The following is a 15,161-nucleotide window of genomic DNA, read 5'->3' on the forward strand; positions in this document are numbered from 1 at the left end:
TTTCCGGTCAGGCGAGCGTCAGGACGTTCTTTCCCCGGCTGGGCCTGGTTTCCTGGGCCTTGCCCGCCTCCGAGAGCGGGAAGGTCGCATCGACGACCGGGGTCAGCCGCTTGTCGGCGACGAGGCCGACGAGCGCGTTCAGGCCGGTCCGGTCGGCTTCGACGAGCAGGGTCGCCGTCCGGATGCCGAGCCGCTCGGCCTCGGCCTGCGCCGGGGGCAGCGTGCGGGGCGCGAGGGTGAGGAAGACACCGCCGGGCTTGAGCGTGGCGAAGGCGGCCACGGGGTTGCCTCCGGTGGTGTCCAGCACGACGTCGAGATCCCGGACTCCGGCGGTGTAGTCGCCGCTCGTGCGGTCGAGGACGTCGTCGGCGCCCAGCGAGCGCGCGAAGCCGGTGTTGGGGCCGGAGACGACGGCGGTGACGTGCGCGCCGAGGGCTTTGGCGATCTGCACGGCGAGGTGGCCGACGCCGCCGGCGGCGCCGTCGACCAGGACCCGCGTGCCGGTGGTGACGTGCGCGGTCTCGGCCAGCGCCTGCCAGGCGGTCAGCCCGGCCAGCGGCAGCGAAGCCGCCTCTTCGTGGGTGAGGGCGGCGGGCTTGGGCACGAAGGCCCGTGCGGGTGCCACGACGTACTCGGCGTAGGCGCCGTGCCCCGCGGGGAAGGGCAGCATGCCGAAGACTTCGTCGCCGGACTGGTGAACCGAGACCCCGAGGCCGACGGCCGCCACGGTGCCGGAAACGTCCCAGCCGAGCACGAACGGCGGTGCGCCGAGGAACATCCCGGTTCGGCGGTGGGCCGCGTCGATCGGGTTCACCCCGGCCGCGTGCACCCGGATGAGGATCTGGCCGATCCCGGGGGCCGGGACGGGGGCGGTGGTGAGCTGGAGGACCTCGGGTCCGCCGAGGCGGTCTTGGCTGATCACGTTCATGGTGTCGGTCATGACGACCATGCTCTGACCAGCACCGCTCCGGCGGCCATGGCAGAAACGTCAGTTTCCGATAGAATTCTGCCATGTCGTTCGCGCCGCACCGCGTCGCCGTGCTCGCTCTTGACGGCGTCTTCCCCTTCGAGCTGGGCATCCCGGCCCGGGTCTTCGGCGCGGCCGGTGCCGCTTACGACGTGCGGACCTGCACGGTGGACGGCGGCCCGGTGGACACGAACGCCGGTTTCGCCATCACACCCGAGCACGGCCCGGAGATCCTGGCGACGGCGGACACGGTCATCGTCGCGCCGACCCACCCGGCGCGGCTGGGGCCGCTGCCGGCCGAGCCGGTCGCCGCCGCGCTGCGGCAGGTGCGCCCGGGCACCCGGATCGCGTCGATCTGCACCGGGGCGTTCGTGCTCGCGGCCGCGGGGCTGCTCGACCGTCGTCCGGCGACGACGCACTGGGAGGCGACGGAGCAGTTCCGCGCGTGGTTCCCGCACATCCGGCTCGACGAGGACGTCCTCTTCGTCGACGACGGCGACGTCCTGACTTCCGCCGGGGCCGCGTCGGGGGTCGACCTGTGCCTGCACCTGATCCGCCGTGACCTCGGCAGCGAGGTGGCCAACCGCGCCGCGCGCCGCTGCGTGGTGCCCCCGTTCCGGGACGGCGGCCAGGCGCAGTACATCGAACGCCCGGTCCCGGACGACGTCGCGTCCTCGACGGGCCCGGCCCGCCAGTGGGCGATCGAGCACCTGGGCGCGCCGCTGAGCGTGCCCGCCTTGGCCGAGCTCGTGCACATGAGCCCGCGCACGTTCGCTCGCCGGTTCCGGGACGAGACCGGCGTGCCGCCGCACCGCTGGATCACAAGGCAGCGCCTGCACCGGGCGCGGCACCTGCTGGAGTCCAGCGATCTCTCGATCGATCAGATTGCCGCCGATGTCGGTTTCGCGACGGCCACGTCACTGCGCCAGCACCTCAATGCCGAGCTGGGTGTCTCCCCGAAGGCGTACCGGCGCACCTTCCGCAGCGACGACGTCGTCTCCTGAAAACCTCGCCGCCCTCCTCGGAGGGCGGCGAGGCGCTGGTCAGCTGCCCGGGGTCACGGGCGTTTTCGACACTCCCTTGCCGCCGGTGGCGGTGTTGGACGCGCCGATCACGTTCGGGGTCTTCCGGGAGACGCAGCTGCTCTGGTTGGTGGAGTTGATGCCGTAGCCCTGGGCGTTGGTCAGGGTGAAGGTGTTGCCGGTGAAGGTGTTGCCGCAGCCGGTGCTGCCCCAGACGTTGTGCGTTTGGAAGCCGTCGAGGTACGGGTGGGTCACCTTGTTGCCGGTGATCCGGTAGCCGTCACCCTTGACGTCGATGGTGGAGTCGCCGGAGTTCTGGTTCTTCTCGCCCGTGCCGTCGAGGGTGTTGCCCGAGACGACGCCGTCGTGGGTGCCTTCCTTGATGTCGATGCCCTCGGCCGCGACGCCGGGGCCGATCGTGTTGTCCAGCACCTGGACGTAGTCGCTCGCGTCGGGCCCGGTGCCGCCGCCGGTGCCGTAGCATTCCCAGTTGCTGTTGGCCGAGCCGAGGTAGACGCCTTCGCCGTAGCCGGGCTGCTCTTTGCCGGTGGTGGAGATCGTCGAGTTCTTGATGACGCCGTAGGCGCTGCTCTTGCGGAAGTGCACGCCTTCGTAGCCGATGTCGTGCACGGTGACGCCGTCGATGGTGACGTGCGAGGCGCCGTCGAGGACGATGCCCTTCTTCGAGTCCTTGACGGTGAAGCCCTTGAGGTTCCAGTAGCTCGCACCCTGCAGCCAGAGACCGTAGCCGGTCTGCCCGGAGGGGCAGTCGGTGTCACCGGGGTTGAACAGCGGATCGTGCAGCACGGCCTTCGCGCTGCCGGTGAGCGTGATCGGCGCCGAGGCCGTGCCGGGCTTGCTCGCCACGAACGCGCCGCTGTAGTCGCCGTCGGCCAGCACGATCGTGTCGCCCGGCTTCGCCGCGGACAGCGCCGAGGTCAGCTGCGCCGCCGTCGAGACGGTGATCGTGGTGGCCGCGGGGTGCACGAGCGGCCCGGCCAGGGCCAGCGCCGTGAGAAGCTTGATCATCGGTGGGTCCTTTCAGCCGATGTTCTTCAGGAACAGGGACTTCGCCGTGCTGGTCTTCGTGTCGTCGACGCCGTGGCCGTGGGTGTAGTCGCGTTGTTCGTTGTGGGCCCAGTCCGTGATCGGCTTGCCGCCGGCGTCGAGGTGGTGGAACGCGGCGCCGTCCCAGCCGAACTGGTAGATCTTCGTGTGGTCCGGGTAGTACGGCGTGAACGCCGCACCCGCGGTGATCTGCTTGGTCATGGTGTTGTCGAAGAAGACGTTGCGGGGCCCGGAAGACCCGGACCACTTGACCGCCTTCTGCCCGGTCGACCAGTAGATCGGGAACCAGCTCGAGTCGTCCGGGGCGTCGCCGCCTTCGTCGCCGCAGTGTGCGGTGCAGTTGCCCGATCGGTGGGCGTAGGAGACCTTGTTCGTGTTGTTCTCGAACAGGTTGTTGCGTTCGTAGCCGCCGTGGATGTTGAAGTCGGAGTCGATGTCGTTGCCGATCACGACGTTGCCCGACGCCGACCACTGGAACGTGAAGTGCCGCAGGTCGCGGGTCGTGTTGCCGGCGTAGAGCGAGTCCCAGACGCGGGAGCCGCGGAAGTAGCCGTTGCCGCCCTTGCCCTTGTTCCACGAGCCGTCCAGCTCGTTGTTCACGATCTGGAGGTTCTTGGCCTCCTCGGTGACGATCGGGTGCGAGCCGGTCATCGTCGCGTGCGTGTTGCGCACCCAGGAGTTCGCCGCCCACTTGAACACGATGCCCTGCATGGCCAGCGACGGCGCCAGGTTGCCGTAGTTGTCCTTGGCCTGCGCCTCGGTGATGCCCGGCGGGGCCACCTGGCCGAACGTGAAGTCCTCGAAGCCGACCCCGACCACCGGATCGACGATCGGCGCCGCCTTCGACGCGTAGACGCTGCCGTCGATCGCGGGCGAACCGTCCGAAGTGGAGTCGACCGGGATGTCGTATTCGAGCGGCTTGTCGATCGACACCGTGTGGTTCGTGGTGTCGATCGCGGTGATGGTGAACCACTGCTGGCGCATGTGCAGGTTCTCCAGCGGCCACGTCGTCGGGTACGCGCTCATCGACTTGTAGAAGTTGATCGAGTTCGCCGCCCGGATGTTGATGAAGCCGCCGACCTTCATGTTCGTCGTTTTCGCGCTGGTGGCCAGGTAAACGGTCTTGTCACCGGTCCGCGCCGCGAAGCCCTTGTCGCCGGGCTTCTCGCGCAGCTTCGCGCCGGCCTTCCAGTGCACGTTGATCGTGCCCTCGAAGATGTCCTTCCGGTTGGCCGGGGCGGACTTGTAGTCACTGGCGTAGCTCGGGTCGACGCCGCGCGACTGCACGCGGAAGAGGCCACGGCCCGGCCACAGCCAGCCGCCGGACGCGTCCCCGTAGTTCATGTTCTTCTGGTCCCACTGGTCGCCGTCCGGCGTGAGCACGTCGTACTCGGTGTTCCTGTCCGGGGCGTAGACGAACTTCGTCTTGTCCATGCCCGCGCCGCGCAGGATCAGGTAGTTCGCGTCGACGTGGATTTCGCGGCTGACGTTCAGCGTGCCGGCCGGAAAGGTGATCAGGCTCAGCTTGGTGTAGCTCGCCGAGGGCGAGCACGACGAGTGGATCTTGTCGACGGCCGCCTGGATGCCGGCCGTGTCGTCGACGCCGTCGTCCGGTTTGACCTGGTAGGAGGTGGCCAGCTGGGCGGCGGTGATCCGGCAGCTCGCGCTCGGGTTCACCGCGTCGGCACCGGGCAGGTCCTGCCCGCCGCGGAAACCGGCTTTGCTCCAGTCGTAGAGCCCCGGCACCGGCGCCGCGCGGTTGCTCGCCGAGGTGTCGAGGGTGGTCAGCGCACCCGGACCGGGCGTGGCGGCGGCGGACCACGACGGCCTGGTGACGCCGATGGTGGCGCACAGGAGAACCGCGAGGGATGCGGCTGTTTTTCGGCGTGACAAAGAGACCTCCGGAAGAGTGGGGGAAAGCGGCCACCGCACGGGTGGCCAGTGCTGCCCGGGTCGTGGGCGACGAGCGGGCTTGACGTCAGCGGCTGAGGGATTTCCCGACCGCGGCGAGTGCGAGGGCGAAGGCCGGTCTGCTCAAGGCTCCTCCATGGCTTGCTGGTTTTCACCAGGACTGCGTGAAGGCGGCGGTGAAGGAGACGCTACAGGCTGTCTCTGTGTTAGTAAAGTTACTTTCCAAACTAAGTGGGTAAGAGGTTCCCGGCCGTGCCGCCGGATCGCGGTGCTCCGCGAGGAGCCGATGGGCGGCCACCGGCAGCCGTTCGTGCTTCGCGCGCTGGAAGGGCATCCGCGGCGGGGTCGCTGCCGGCGGCCTCACCGGTGTCGACGGTGGCGGGCGCGCGGGCGCCGTGCTGCCCGGGCCGGGCGTGGTGTTTCGGCTCGGCGGCCGCGGGCGTCGCACCGGCGCGCGCTCGGGCGCCGCGTCGGCCACGGTGAACACCGCTCAGCAGGTCGGGGACCCGTGGGGATCGCCGTGCTGGCCGGCCTGTCGCTGTCGGCCACAAAGGACAGTGGCGAGTTCGCGGGCGACCACGCGGCTTTCGGCGGCGCCGCGGCTGCCTTGCTGATCGCCGCGACAGAAGTGCGCCGCGGTGGCGCCCGTGTCGCCGCACCCTTGGATCCCCGCAGGCCGGACCGAGCGCCGGTGCAACCGAAAGCGCGTGCCGTGGCCGATGGGGCACGAAGGCCTCCGGAGGCGTCACAGCTGGTCCAGCACCAAGCGGCCGTTGCGCATGAGGGTGCCGGACTGCTTGAGCTGGTGCAGCACGGGCACGGTCTCGACTTGGTGCACGGCCGGCAGCGCGCCGATCTTGCCGGTGACGTACAGGTACAGGTCCTCGGTGGTGCGGCAGGTGACGGTGACCAGGAGGTTGGCCGCGCCGGTGACGGCGGCGGAGAACGTCGTCTCCGGGTGCAGGGACAGGGCCTGGCCGGTGGCGTCGAGCTCGCCGGGGGTGACGGTGAGCCAGAGGTAGGCGCTGGCGTGGAAGCCGAACAGGGGAGGGGCGAGGTCGACGGCGATGTGCAGGGCGCCGGAGGAGAGCAGCTCGTCGAGGCGGGTGGACACGCGGGACTGGGGCCGGCCGGTGGCTTTGGCCAGCGCGACGACGCCGAGCCGGCCGTCACGGTTGAGTTCGGCGAGCAGCGGCGCGTCATCGGGGCGCAGGGTGGGGTCGGCCGTCGGGCCCGGTGCCGGCCGGCGTGGGCGCAGCACGGCGACCTGGGAGGGGGTGAGCGGATCGTCGTAGGCGAACCATTTGGTGTCGCTGCCGACGTGCATGTGCAGCACGGCGAACGCGGTGAAGCTCAGCACCTGGCTGGTGCGCGGCAGGCGGGCCAGCACGGAGCCGCGGGTGGCGTCGGGGTCGGTGAACGCGACGCAGACGATCTCGGAGCCGCCGGAGGTGACGCTGACCCACGACACGTCGTCACGGGCGGCGATCGCGCCGGCGAGGCCGTCGGCGGCGTCGGGCCGGCTCTGCACCCGGACGAACCAGCGCTGGGTCCGGGTGACGCGGTCGCCGAGGTAGGCCCGCACGCGCAACGCGCCGTCGTTGTGCAGGGCGCGATACCGCCGGGCGACGGTCTGCTCGGACACGCCGAGGGCCTCGGCGATGCGGCGGAACGGGGCCCGGCCGTCCCGTTGCAGGCATTGCACGATCCGTCGGTCGATGAGCTCCACGGTGGAAGATTACTCGCTCGGATGAGCCTCGCGTGGAGGCTTGGCGGCGGATGGCGCTCTTGATGCGTGGTCTGTCCGCTTGCCGGATGATCCTGGAACCATGAACGACAAGATCGACCTGGCCGACGACCTGAGCCTGACCCGGATGGGGTACGGGGCCATCCAGCTGGCCGGTCCGATGGCCTGGGGGCCGCCGAAGGACCGCGCCCAGGCGGCCGCGGTGCTGCGCGAGGTCGTCGCCCAGGGCATCACGCACATCGACACCAGCGACTACTACGGCCCGCACACGGTCAACGAGCTGATCCGCGAGACGCTGCACCCCTACCCGGAGGGCCTGCACATCGTCACGAAGGTCGGCGCGCGGCGCGGGCCGGACAAGTCGTGGCCGGCGGCGCTCTCGCGGGGTGAGCTGGTCGCGGCGGTGGAGGACAACCTGGCGCACCTGGGCCTGTCGTCACTGGATCTGGTGAATTTGAGAATGACCGACACCACCGCGGCGACCGACATCGCCGAGCCGTTCACCGTGCTGGCGGAGCTCCAGGAGCAGGGCCTGATCCGGCACCTCGGCGTCAGCAACGTCAGCACCGAGCAGGTGCTCGCGGCCCGGCGGATCGCGCCGGTACGCACCGTGCAGAACTTCTACAACCTGGCCGTGCGCAAGGACGACCCGCTGGTCGACCTCTGCGCCGAGGAGGGCATCGCCTTCGTGCCCTTCTTCCCGCTCGGCGGGTTCCGGCCGCTGCAGTCCGACACGTTGCAGCAGGTCGCCGACGGCCTCGGGCACACGCCGCTGCAGGTGGCCCAGGCGTGGCTGCTGCAGCGTTCCCCCACGATGCTGCTGATCCCGGGCACGTCCTCGGTCGAGCACCTGCGGGAGAACGTCGCCGCCGCCGACATCGAACTACCGGCCGAGGCCGTCGCCGCGCTGAACGCGGTCGGCAGCGCCGAGGCCGCCGCGCCGTGGGCGCGTCACTGAACCAGGAGAAAATCCCATGCGTGCAGTAACTTTCACCGATTTCGGCGGCCCGGAAGTCCTCGCTGTCGATGAGCGTCCGATCCCCGAGGTCCCGGCCGGCCACGTCCGGGTCCAGGTGCGGGCCGCCGCCGTGCACCCGCTGGACACGGTTGCCCGCGCGGGCCGGCTGGGTCCGATGGTGCCGGCCGGCCCGACGTACGTGCTCGGGGTCGACGCCGCCGGCACCGTCGACGAGGTCGGCTCCGGGGTGACCGGCTTCGCCGTCGGGGATGCCGTGCTGGCCATGTCGAACTGGCCGCAAACGAAGATCGGCTGCCAGGCCGAGTACGTGGTGCTGCCGGCCGGCTTCCTCGCCCCGGCTCCGGCCGGCGTGGACTTCGAGGCGGCGTCCACGTTGCCGCTCAACGGCCACACCGCCGCGCAGGCGCTGAAGATCCTGGGGCGTAAGGGCGGCGACCGGATCGTGATCACCGGCGCGGCCGGCGCCATCGGCGCCTTCGCGGTCCAGCTGGCCCTGCACCAGGGCCTGCGCGTGATCGCCATCGCCGCACCGGAGGACGAGCCGTTCGTCACCGGTATCGGCGCGACTTTTGTTGCCCGGGGCGGGAATTCAGCCGAGGCGGTGCGTGCGATCGCCCCGGAGGGTGTCGACGGCGTCCTCGACACCGCCGGGATCGGCTCCGGGGTGATCGGGGCCGTGCGTGACGGCGGCTCCTTCGTCGCCGTCACGCCGCCGGCCCGGCCGGCCGGCGAGCCCGGCATCACCGTCGGCCTCGTGCAGGCCGTGGCCGACGGCGCGGAGCTCACCGAGCTGTCCCGCCTGGTCGAGAGCGGCCGGCTGACGCTGCGCGTGGCCAGGACCTTCCCGTTCGAGCAGGCGGCGGACGCGCACGCGCTGCTGGCCAAGGGCGGACTGCGCGGTGGCGTCGTGCTCGTCCCGCACGCGCGGGAGTCATCGTGACGAAGGTCCTCGCCCGCCCGAAGATCGCGGTCAGCGTGGTCTTCGTGCTGGCGCTGTTCATGTCCATCATGGACACGGCCATCGTGAACGTGGCGCTGCCCAGTATCGGCAGCGAGTTTCAGGTCCCGCCGACCTCGGTCGGCGCGGTCTCGGTCGGTTACCTGGTCAGCCTGGCCGTGGTCATCCCGGCCAGCAGCTGGCGACCGGCTCGGCCGCAAACGCGTGCTGCTGGGCGCGATCGTGGTCTTCACGGTGGCGTCCGCGCTGTGCGGGGCGGCCGGCTCGTTCCCGCAGCTGGTCGGTTTCCGGGTGGTGCAGGGCATCAGCGGCGGCATGCTGATGCCGGTCGGCATGGCGATGCTGTTCCAGGCCTTCCCACCGGCCGAGCGGATGCGCGCCTCGGCCGTTCTCACCGTCCCGACCACGCTGGCCCCGGCCACCGGCCCGCTGCTGGGCGGCGTGCTGGTCGACGCGGCGAACTGGCGCTGGGTGTTCCTGGTCAACATCCCGTTCGGCGTCATCGCCCTGGTCTACGGCCTGCTCTTCCTGCGTGACGCCGACGAGCCGATCGCCGGTCGCTTCGACCTGCGCGGCTTCCTGTTGTCCGGCCTGGGGTTCGCCGCGCTGATGTACGGCGTCAGCGCCGGACCGGCACTCGGCTGGGGCGATCCGCTGATCCTGGCCACGCTCGCGGTCGGCGTGGTGCTGCTGGTCGCGTTGGTGAGCACGCAGCGGCGTACCCGCGAGCCGCTGCTGGCTCTGCGGCTGTTCGGCGATCGCCTGTTCCGGTCGATGACCGGCGTGATGGTGCTGACCATGGCGTCGTTCTTCGGCGTGATCTACCTGGCCGCCCTGTTCCTCCAGGACTGCCTCGGCGTCAGCCCGCTGGCCAGCGGCCTGTCCACGTTCCCGGAAGCGCTGGGAATCATGGTCGGCTCGACCTTCGCCGGCCGGTTCGTCCACCCGCGGCTCGGGCCGCGCTGGACGAGCGTGTGCGCGCTGGTGCTGGTGGCGCTGTCGATCGGATCGCTGACGTTGATCACCAGCACCGCCGGGCTGTGGCCGATGCGGATCATCCTGTTCGTGCTGGGCATCGGCATCGCGCACATCTTCGTGCCGGCCCAGGCCACCGCGTTCACCGACATCACCGGACGCGACACGGGGGCGGCCTCGACGTTGTTCAACGCACTACGCCAGCTCGGCAGCGCTCTCGGCGTGGCCGCGATCACGACGGCGCTGACCTTGGCCGGAGGGCGGCACAGTGTGCCGGGTGACGTGTATCCGTATCACGTCGCATTCACCGTCGCGGCGTTCATCGCGTTGCTCGGCGCCTTGGTCGCGATGACCATCACCACCAGCCACGCCGAACATTAGCGGGATTCCAGCGCCGCCTGTCGGATCCTGGGCAGCGTGGCCGACGCCGACATGGTTCGTCGCTGTGGGCACCGGAGGAATGAAGGCGAGTCACAGTGCGCCGCCTACCGCAGAACCCGTTCAGTGGTGGTGCCCTTGACAGTGGCTGTGAATCGGGCCACCGCCACGACGACTGCGCCGGGCTGTTCGTCGGGACCAGGCCGGCTCACGAATGGTCGAACCACGCGACGACGCTCTGCGGAGCCTCTTCGCCGAAGAAGACCTCGAGGCTGGTGCTGAGCGTTCGGCGACTTCGCGACTGCGGGGAAGAGCCGCTCTTCGTACGTCGCGAGCGCTGCCTCGACGTCGGAGTGCGCGGCCAGTTCGACGCCGTCGATCAAGGGCGAGAATCCCGCTCGGAGGCAACCGTCAGCTCAAACGCGCGTTCTTCCTGGCCGCGTTCGCGCGCTGTCCGACCCGGCCAGCCGGGTCGCACAGCGACCGCAAGCGAGCCGAGGGCAAGGAGCACAACGCCGCCCTGATGTGCCTGGCCTGCCGCTCCGACGTCCTCTACGCCATACTCCGAAACGGCGCCCACTACCGCCATCCCGACGTAGCTTCGGGTTTAGCGCCGCGGTACAGGCGGCTCAGGCCGGCGGTGGTTCCATCGGCCAGCGTTCCGCAGACGTCGCCGAGCTGATCAATCCTCGCGCAGACCTCAGCTCCTGTGGTTGAGTGTCACCGGTGCCACAGGCCTGACTGCGGCGGTCATCCGCCTGCATGAGGCAGGAATCGTTCCGTGAGGACCAGGGAAGCGGCGAAGACAAATCCTGCCCTGCGAATTAGTGCGGCAGTGCGGCCACGACGCCCTCGGCAAGTTGTCGCGCCTTCGCACATGAGGCGGTGACCGATTCGCCGGTCGGGCCGTTGAAGAGGATACCGACTCCCTGGCTCTGTGCGATGTCGACGATCATCTGGCAGGAGGTGAAGCTGCCGTCCGTGCCGGTGCTGAGCGCCCATTCGCCGGCGGGATACCCGTTGAGGGAGGTGGGCTTCACCTGGCTGCCGGGACCGGTGACGAGGGGGAGCGGCCGGGCTTTCGGGTAGAAGCGGACTTCCGCGGCGGCGGACAGGGGCGGGCCGCTTGAGAGGCGGCATTGGGCCTGGGCTCCGGCGCTGACAAGGACGGGTTCGCGGGCGTCTTCTCGTTTGGGCAACCCGAGTCGTGTGGTCAGCTCGGTCGGCACTCCCGAGCACGGCATGGTCAGGTAGCGCGAGACATCGAGTGGCGTCGCGGTGATCGGTGCGGGCGAAATCGAGCTGCTGGGTGCGGGCGGTTCGTCGGGGTCGGTGCAGGCTGCGGCGGTCAAGGCGACCGCGAGGACGCCCAGTGCGGCCAGGCGGATCGTGTCAGCCATCGAGGCGCCTCTGAATCGGTGTGTCGGGGCCCGTGATACCGGTCGGAGCGTGCTCCTCGACCAGTTTCCGGTGCTCTTGATCCACTTTGGGGTCGAACTCGGTGACCGGGCGGTCGACGGAGGAGAAGTCCTCGTAGTGAAAGCTCGGGGACTTGACGTCGATGCTCGGTGGCATCGGGGCGAACAGTTCGTTCTTCTCGCCGAGCAGGTCCCGCTCCGCATCCTGGATCTTGGCGAGGGCGCTGTGGACGATGTCCTGGTAGCTGGTCAGGACCTGGTCCTTGCCGGTCTTGTAGCCGGAGGCGACCTCGGCGAACTTGTCGCCGTCCACCGCGAGCTGCAGGCCGGCGGAGGCGGCGCCGATGATGACGCCGGCGCTGGCGGTGAACCAGGCCCCACCAGTCGCGACGCCGAGGACGGCGGAGACGACGCTCGCGCCGATCGAGATCGCGATCTTCGTGTCGGCGTCGTCGTGCTGCTTGAGGGCCTTGGCGACGGCGGTGCTGGTGGCGTCGGCGACCGCGACGTAGTCCCGCCGCGCCTGGACAGAGGCTGCCAGGAGGATCGCCGGCGATTCGACCGTCTTGACCAGGCAGCCGGCCTGCTGACCGATGAAGGCCTGGATCATCGAAATCTGGTGGCGGAACGCGTCGGCTCCGCCGCCTTCCCAGTCCTGCACCGAGTAGTCGATTTTCCGGAACGCGTCGATGATGTCGGACGAGGTGTCCTGGTCCAGGGCGCGTCCGACCTTTTCATGCGCTTGAACTCGTCGGTGATCTTCTGCGGGTCGAGGCTGAGCACGTTGTCGGCATCCTCGAGCAAGCTGCGTAGCAGCACTGCGCCGCCGCCGTCTGGATAGGCCTCCGGTGAGCCGAGCCACTTGCCGTCCGGCTGCTCCTCGTCGAAGAGGTCGATAAGCCGGCGGGCAGCCCGGTCGGCGGCCGACCGAACCTCGTCTTCGCTCTTCCAGTCACCCAGTGCTAGCCCTGTCCGTCCGCGCGGCGGTACAGCGTGACGATCGCCTTGGCGACCTCCGCCGTCGCGTCGACGACCTCGGTGCCGTGCTTCTGCCGGGCAGCGATCTCGTCGGTGAAGCGAGCGTAAGCCAACTGGTAGTCGTTGACCGCGTCCAGATGTCCAGGGCCGGCCAGGCCTTCGTGCGCATTCAGGACCGGGAGCTGGGTCCCCATGATGTCCCGCAGTGCCGGAAGGGCGCTGTCGCCGACGCGTTGCAGCTCGTCGAGCGCAACTTTGAAGCCATTCCCCACGGGGCCTCCCCACCCTCGTACGGATCATGAGCAACCCACGATAGCTGATTGGTCACGCACTGCAAGTGACCGATGTCGGCTGTTCAGGTGGATATCGCGGCCCGAGCGGATGATTTCGCTGGGACGTGCTGTGATTTGCAGCTGCATCTCAGCGCAGGTGGGCTGCCGCGAGTGCGCTGGATCGGCACTTCCACGTCGGTCGGATCCGTATGCTGCTGTGAGCGGCAAGAGTCGCTAGGGACGCTCCCGATCAAGGCATGCCTTCAAACGACCACTGGCCGGAACCGTAGGGTGAGTGTCGTAGGCCGAGCACGGTACATGGTCCGGTGATCGTCAACAGTCGAACTCGTATGCGTGCGCTTCCGGCAGCCGAATACCGTTTCCCCGACTGGTCGTAAACCGACATTGCTGCGGAGTCGAGGAAGCAAGCGGCGTCGAACAAGAACGGTTGTTCAGTACACGAAACTCTGGAGGATTTTCTGAAGTCCAGCCCGGCGCCGACGAGTTGGTAGCCGTAGGGTGGTCGGCCGCCTAGGTAGCGGCCTTGCTGGGTGGCCTGGCTCGGGGCGACGTCCAACGTCTCCTCCTGCTTCGAACGAGTGAACTTGAAGTTTCAATTTATTACCCGATGCCCCCGTGAAAACTCCAACGCTCATGTTGGAAGTTCGGTCACCGTACGCCCTGAACGCCGGATCGGCAACACTGGTGTTGGAGTATGGTTGCGCCATGGCCTGGGACGTCGAGGGTACGAAGCGGAGGATCCAGGAAGCTGCGCTCGCCGAGTTTTCGCGGTTCGGTGCGGCCGGGACGACGATCGACAGGATCGCCAAGCGCGCCGGGGTGAACCGGGAACGGGTCTACAAGTACTACGGCGACAAGGCGGCGCTGTTTTCGAACGTGGTCCGGGACGAACTCGACAAGCTCGCCGCAGACGTGCCTCTGCGCCAGGTGACGGGCCCGGACGACCTGGCGGACTTCGCCGGACTCTCGTTCGACTACTTGCGGGAACACCCGGATGTTGCTCGGCTCGTCCTGTGGGAGGGCCTCGCCGATTCGGGCGCTGTCCAGGACGAAACCGCACGAACCGGGCTGTACGTGGGCAAGGCGCGTGCGGTGGCCGAGGCCCAGCGGTCGGGGCTGATCGACTCGTCGATCGACCCCGCTCACCTCGTCTTCCTGCTCATCGCGCTGGCCGTCCAGTGGTGGGCGACGCCGCAGATGGCTCGCATGCTCGCGACCGGGCAGGAAGACGACTCCCCGGCTCGGCGCCGGGAGGCCGTCGTGCAGGCGGCACGGCGTATCGCGGCCGTCGGCAGGTGATGTGCGGTGGGTCGAGCACCACAGCCCCGGCCTACTTACCGTTGCGGGGTGGCTCCTCCGTGGCGGGGGCGAGTTCGAAGCCCGGGACGTCGGCGGCGACCAGCGCGGCTGCGGACCTCGTCAACGACCTGAACCACCGGTGGGCGTGGTCGTGGGTGTGGCGCGGGTGCCACCAGAACGCCAGCGTGAGTGCGTCGAAAGCCATCGGAAGCGGCAACGAGCGCAGGCCCGAGGTCAGTTCGGCGCGCAGCGCGAGGGATTTGTGGACGACCGCGACGCGATCGGTGCCGCGGACGAAGGACGGCACTGCGGAGAACGTCCCGACCGTGACCTCGACGCGCGGGTCGAGCCCGGCCAGTACCAGCTGGCGCATGATCGTGGAGGTGACGAGCGCCGCGGTCGCCGTGGACCGGTCGGCGTAGAGCACCCACGGGAGTGCCGCGAGCGTGTCCCGGTCGAGGACCGTTCCGACCCGGTCGTTGCGCGCGTCGACCAGCGCCCGCCATTCGGTGGTCAGCAGATCCACGTGCGGTGCCTCCGGCATGGCTCCGTGCGGCAGCAGGATGCCGTCGAGGGTGCGCAGGGTTTCCAGGGGATCGTCGAGGTCGGCGATGCGCAGCTGGTCGAACCGGGCCGATGACGCCGGCGCGGCCTCGCTGAGGAGCCGGCTGACGGCCGGGCCGACGGCCTCGAGCCAGAAATCACTCGTCAGGATGACGAACTGGCGACGGGTGCGTGCCGGGTCGAACCCCGCGCGGCCGAGGAAGACCCGCTCGCTGGTGGTGACCGCGTCAGTGACGAGGGGTTGCAGGGACGCGGCCAGCGGGGTGAGCACGTACCTGCTTCCCTGACGCGCCAGCAGCTCGTCACCGAAGTGCCGGCGGAGCCTGGCCAGCGCGGACGACACCGTCGGCTGGCTCAACCCGAGCTGCTGGGCCGCCCCGGAGACGCTGCGCTGGGCGAGCAGTGCGTCCAGGTGCACGAGCAGGTTCAGGTTGAGGTGCTTCAGCTCCTTCACGGGTGGCCCGCCGTCGTGGGTTCGTTCACAGCGCCATGACTACACACCCGGCCCGGCGACGGCAAGCGGGCCCGGGATAGAGCGGGTCGATACCGCCCATCGGCAGATCGAGCTTCCCCGGTCCGCTCCGTGCGGCGCATGGTGTTCCCG

12 protein-coding genes and 1 pseudogene are annotated in these 15,161 nt (G+C 69.5%); 5 read left to right on the forward strand and 8 right to left on the reverse strand.

Going from position 1 to position 15,161, the window contains the following annotated elements; genetic code table 11:
• Positions 1-7 precede the first annotated feature (7 nt).
• Positions 8-940 (reverse strand): NADP-dependent oxidoreductase, encoded by a 933-nt coding sequence (locus ACYVLJ_RS24285; RefSeq protein ID WP_460440440.1) that lies wholly within the window; start codon positions 938-940, stop codon positions 8-10.
• 71 nt (positions 941-1,011) lie between these two features.
• Here ACYVLJ_RS24285 and ACYVLJ_RS24290 point away from each other — a divergent pair, with 71 nt between their 5' ends.
• Positions 1,012-1,971 carry a GlxA family transcriptional regulator gene (locus ACYVLJ_RS24290; RefSeq protein WP_460440441.1) on the forward strand — a complete coding sequence of 320 codons (960 nt, stop codon included), beginning with the start codon at positions 1,012-1,014 and terminating at the stop codon, positions 1,969-1,971.
• A 39-nt stretch (positions 1,972-2,010) separates the two neighbouring features.
• Here ACYVLJ_RS24290 and ACYVLJ_RS24295 read toward each other — a convergent pair whose 3' ends face one another.
• From ACYVLJ_RS24295 to ACYVLJ_RS24305, 3 genes are all read right to left on the reverse strand, one after another.
• Entirely contained in the window at positions 2,011-3,018 is a 1,008-nt protein-coding gene (locus ACYVLJ_RS24295) for a right-handed parallel beta-helix repeat-containing protein (protein ID WP_460440442.1), read from the reverse strand.
• Between the two features lie 12 nt (positions 3,019-3,030).
• Positions 3,031-4,950 (reverse strand): right-handed parallel beta-helix repeat-containing protein, encoded by a 1,920-nt coding sequence (locus ACYVLJ_RS24300; protein ID WP_460440443.1) that lies wholly within the window; start codon positions 4,948-4,950, stop codon positions 3,031-3,033.
• A gap of 763 nt (positions 4,951-5,713) precedes the next feature.
• Positions 5,714-6,697: an Lrp/AsnC family transcriptional regulator gene (locus ACYVLJ_RS24305; protein ID WP_460440444.1), complete on the reverse strand. Its 984-nt coding sequence runs from the start codon at positions 6,695-6,697 to the stop codon at positions 5,714-5,716.
• Between the two features lie 100 nt (positions 6,698-6,797).
• On the opposite strand from ACYVLJ_RS24305, the gene ACYVLJ_RS24310 reads away from it, so the two are divergent.
• The 3 genes and pseudogenes from ACYVLJ_RS24310 to ACYVLJ_RS24320 form a co-directional block, all read left to right on the forward strand.
• Positions 6,798-7,673, forward strand: a complete 876-nt coding sequence (locus ACYVLJ_RS24310) for an aldo-keto reductase family protein (protein WP_460440445.1) — start codon at positions 6,798-6,800, stop codon at positions 7,671-7,673.
• 16 nt (positions 7,674-7,689) lie between these two features.
• Positions 7,690-8,634 (forward strand): NADP-dependent oxidoreductase, encoded by a 945-nt coding sequence (locus ACYVLJ_RS24315; RefSeq protein WP_460440446.1) that lies wholly within the window; start codon positions 7,690-7,692, stop codon positions 8,632-8,634.
• Positions 8,635-8,841: 207 nt separating this feature from the next.
• Positions 8,842-10,008 (forward strand): annotated as a pseudogene (locus ACYVLJ_RS24320) (DHA2 family efflux MFS transporter permease subunit); the annotation flags it as partial.
• Positions 10,009-10,829: 821 nt separating this feature from the next.
• Here the strand turns inward: ACYVLJ_RS24320 and ACYVLJ_RS24325 are convergent.
• The 3 genes from ACYVLJ_RS24325 to ACYVLJ_RS24335 all read right to left on the reverse strand — a co-directional run bounded on the left by ACYVLJ_RS24325 (position 10,830) and on the right by ACYVLJ_RS24335 (position 12,673).
• Positions 10,830-11,405, reverse strand: a complete 576-nt coding sequence (locus tag ACYVLJ_RS24325; RefSeq protein ID WP_460440447.1) for a DUF3558 domain-containing protein — start codon at positions 11,403-11,405, stop codon at positions 10,830-10,832.
• Positions 11,398-12,285, reverse strand: a complete 888-nt coding sequence (locus ACYVLJ_RS24330; protein ID WP_460440448.1) for a hypothetical protein — start codon at positions 12,283-12,285, stop codon at positions 11,398-11,400. Before ACYVLJ_RS24330 ends, ACYVLJ_RS24325 begins: the two co-directional genes overlap by 8 nt.
• 100 nt (positions 12,286-12,385) lie before the next feature.
• Positions 12,386-12,673: a hypothetical protein gene (locus tag ACYVLJ_RS24335; protein ID WP_460440449.1), complete on the reverse strand. Its 288-nt coding sequence runs from the start codon at positions 12,671-12,673 to the stop codon at positions 12,386-12,388.
• Between the two features lie 726 nt (positions 12,674-13,399).
• On the opposite strand from ACYVLJ_RS24335, the gene ACYVLJ_RS24340 reads away from it, so the two are divergent.
• Entirely contained in the window at positions 13,400-13,993 is a 594-nt protein-coding gene (locus ACYVLJ_RS24340) for a TetR family transcriptional regulator (RefSeq protein ID WP_460440450.1), read from the forward strand.
• 31 nt (positions 13,994-14,024) lie between these two features.
• Here ACYVLJ_RS24340 and ACYVLJ_RS24345 read toward each other — a convergent pair whose 3' ends face one another.
• Complete coding sequence (locus ACYVLJ_RS24345) at positions 14,025-15,011, reverse strand: LysR family transcriptional regulator (protein WP_460440451.1); 987 nt, start codon at positions 15,009-15,011, stop codon at positions 14,025-14,027.
• Between the last annotated feature and the right edge of the window lie 150 nt (positions 15,012-15,161).

This window comes from Amycolatopsis stemonae (assembly GCF_054781455.1).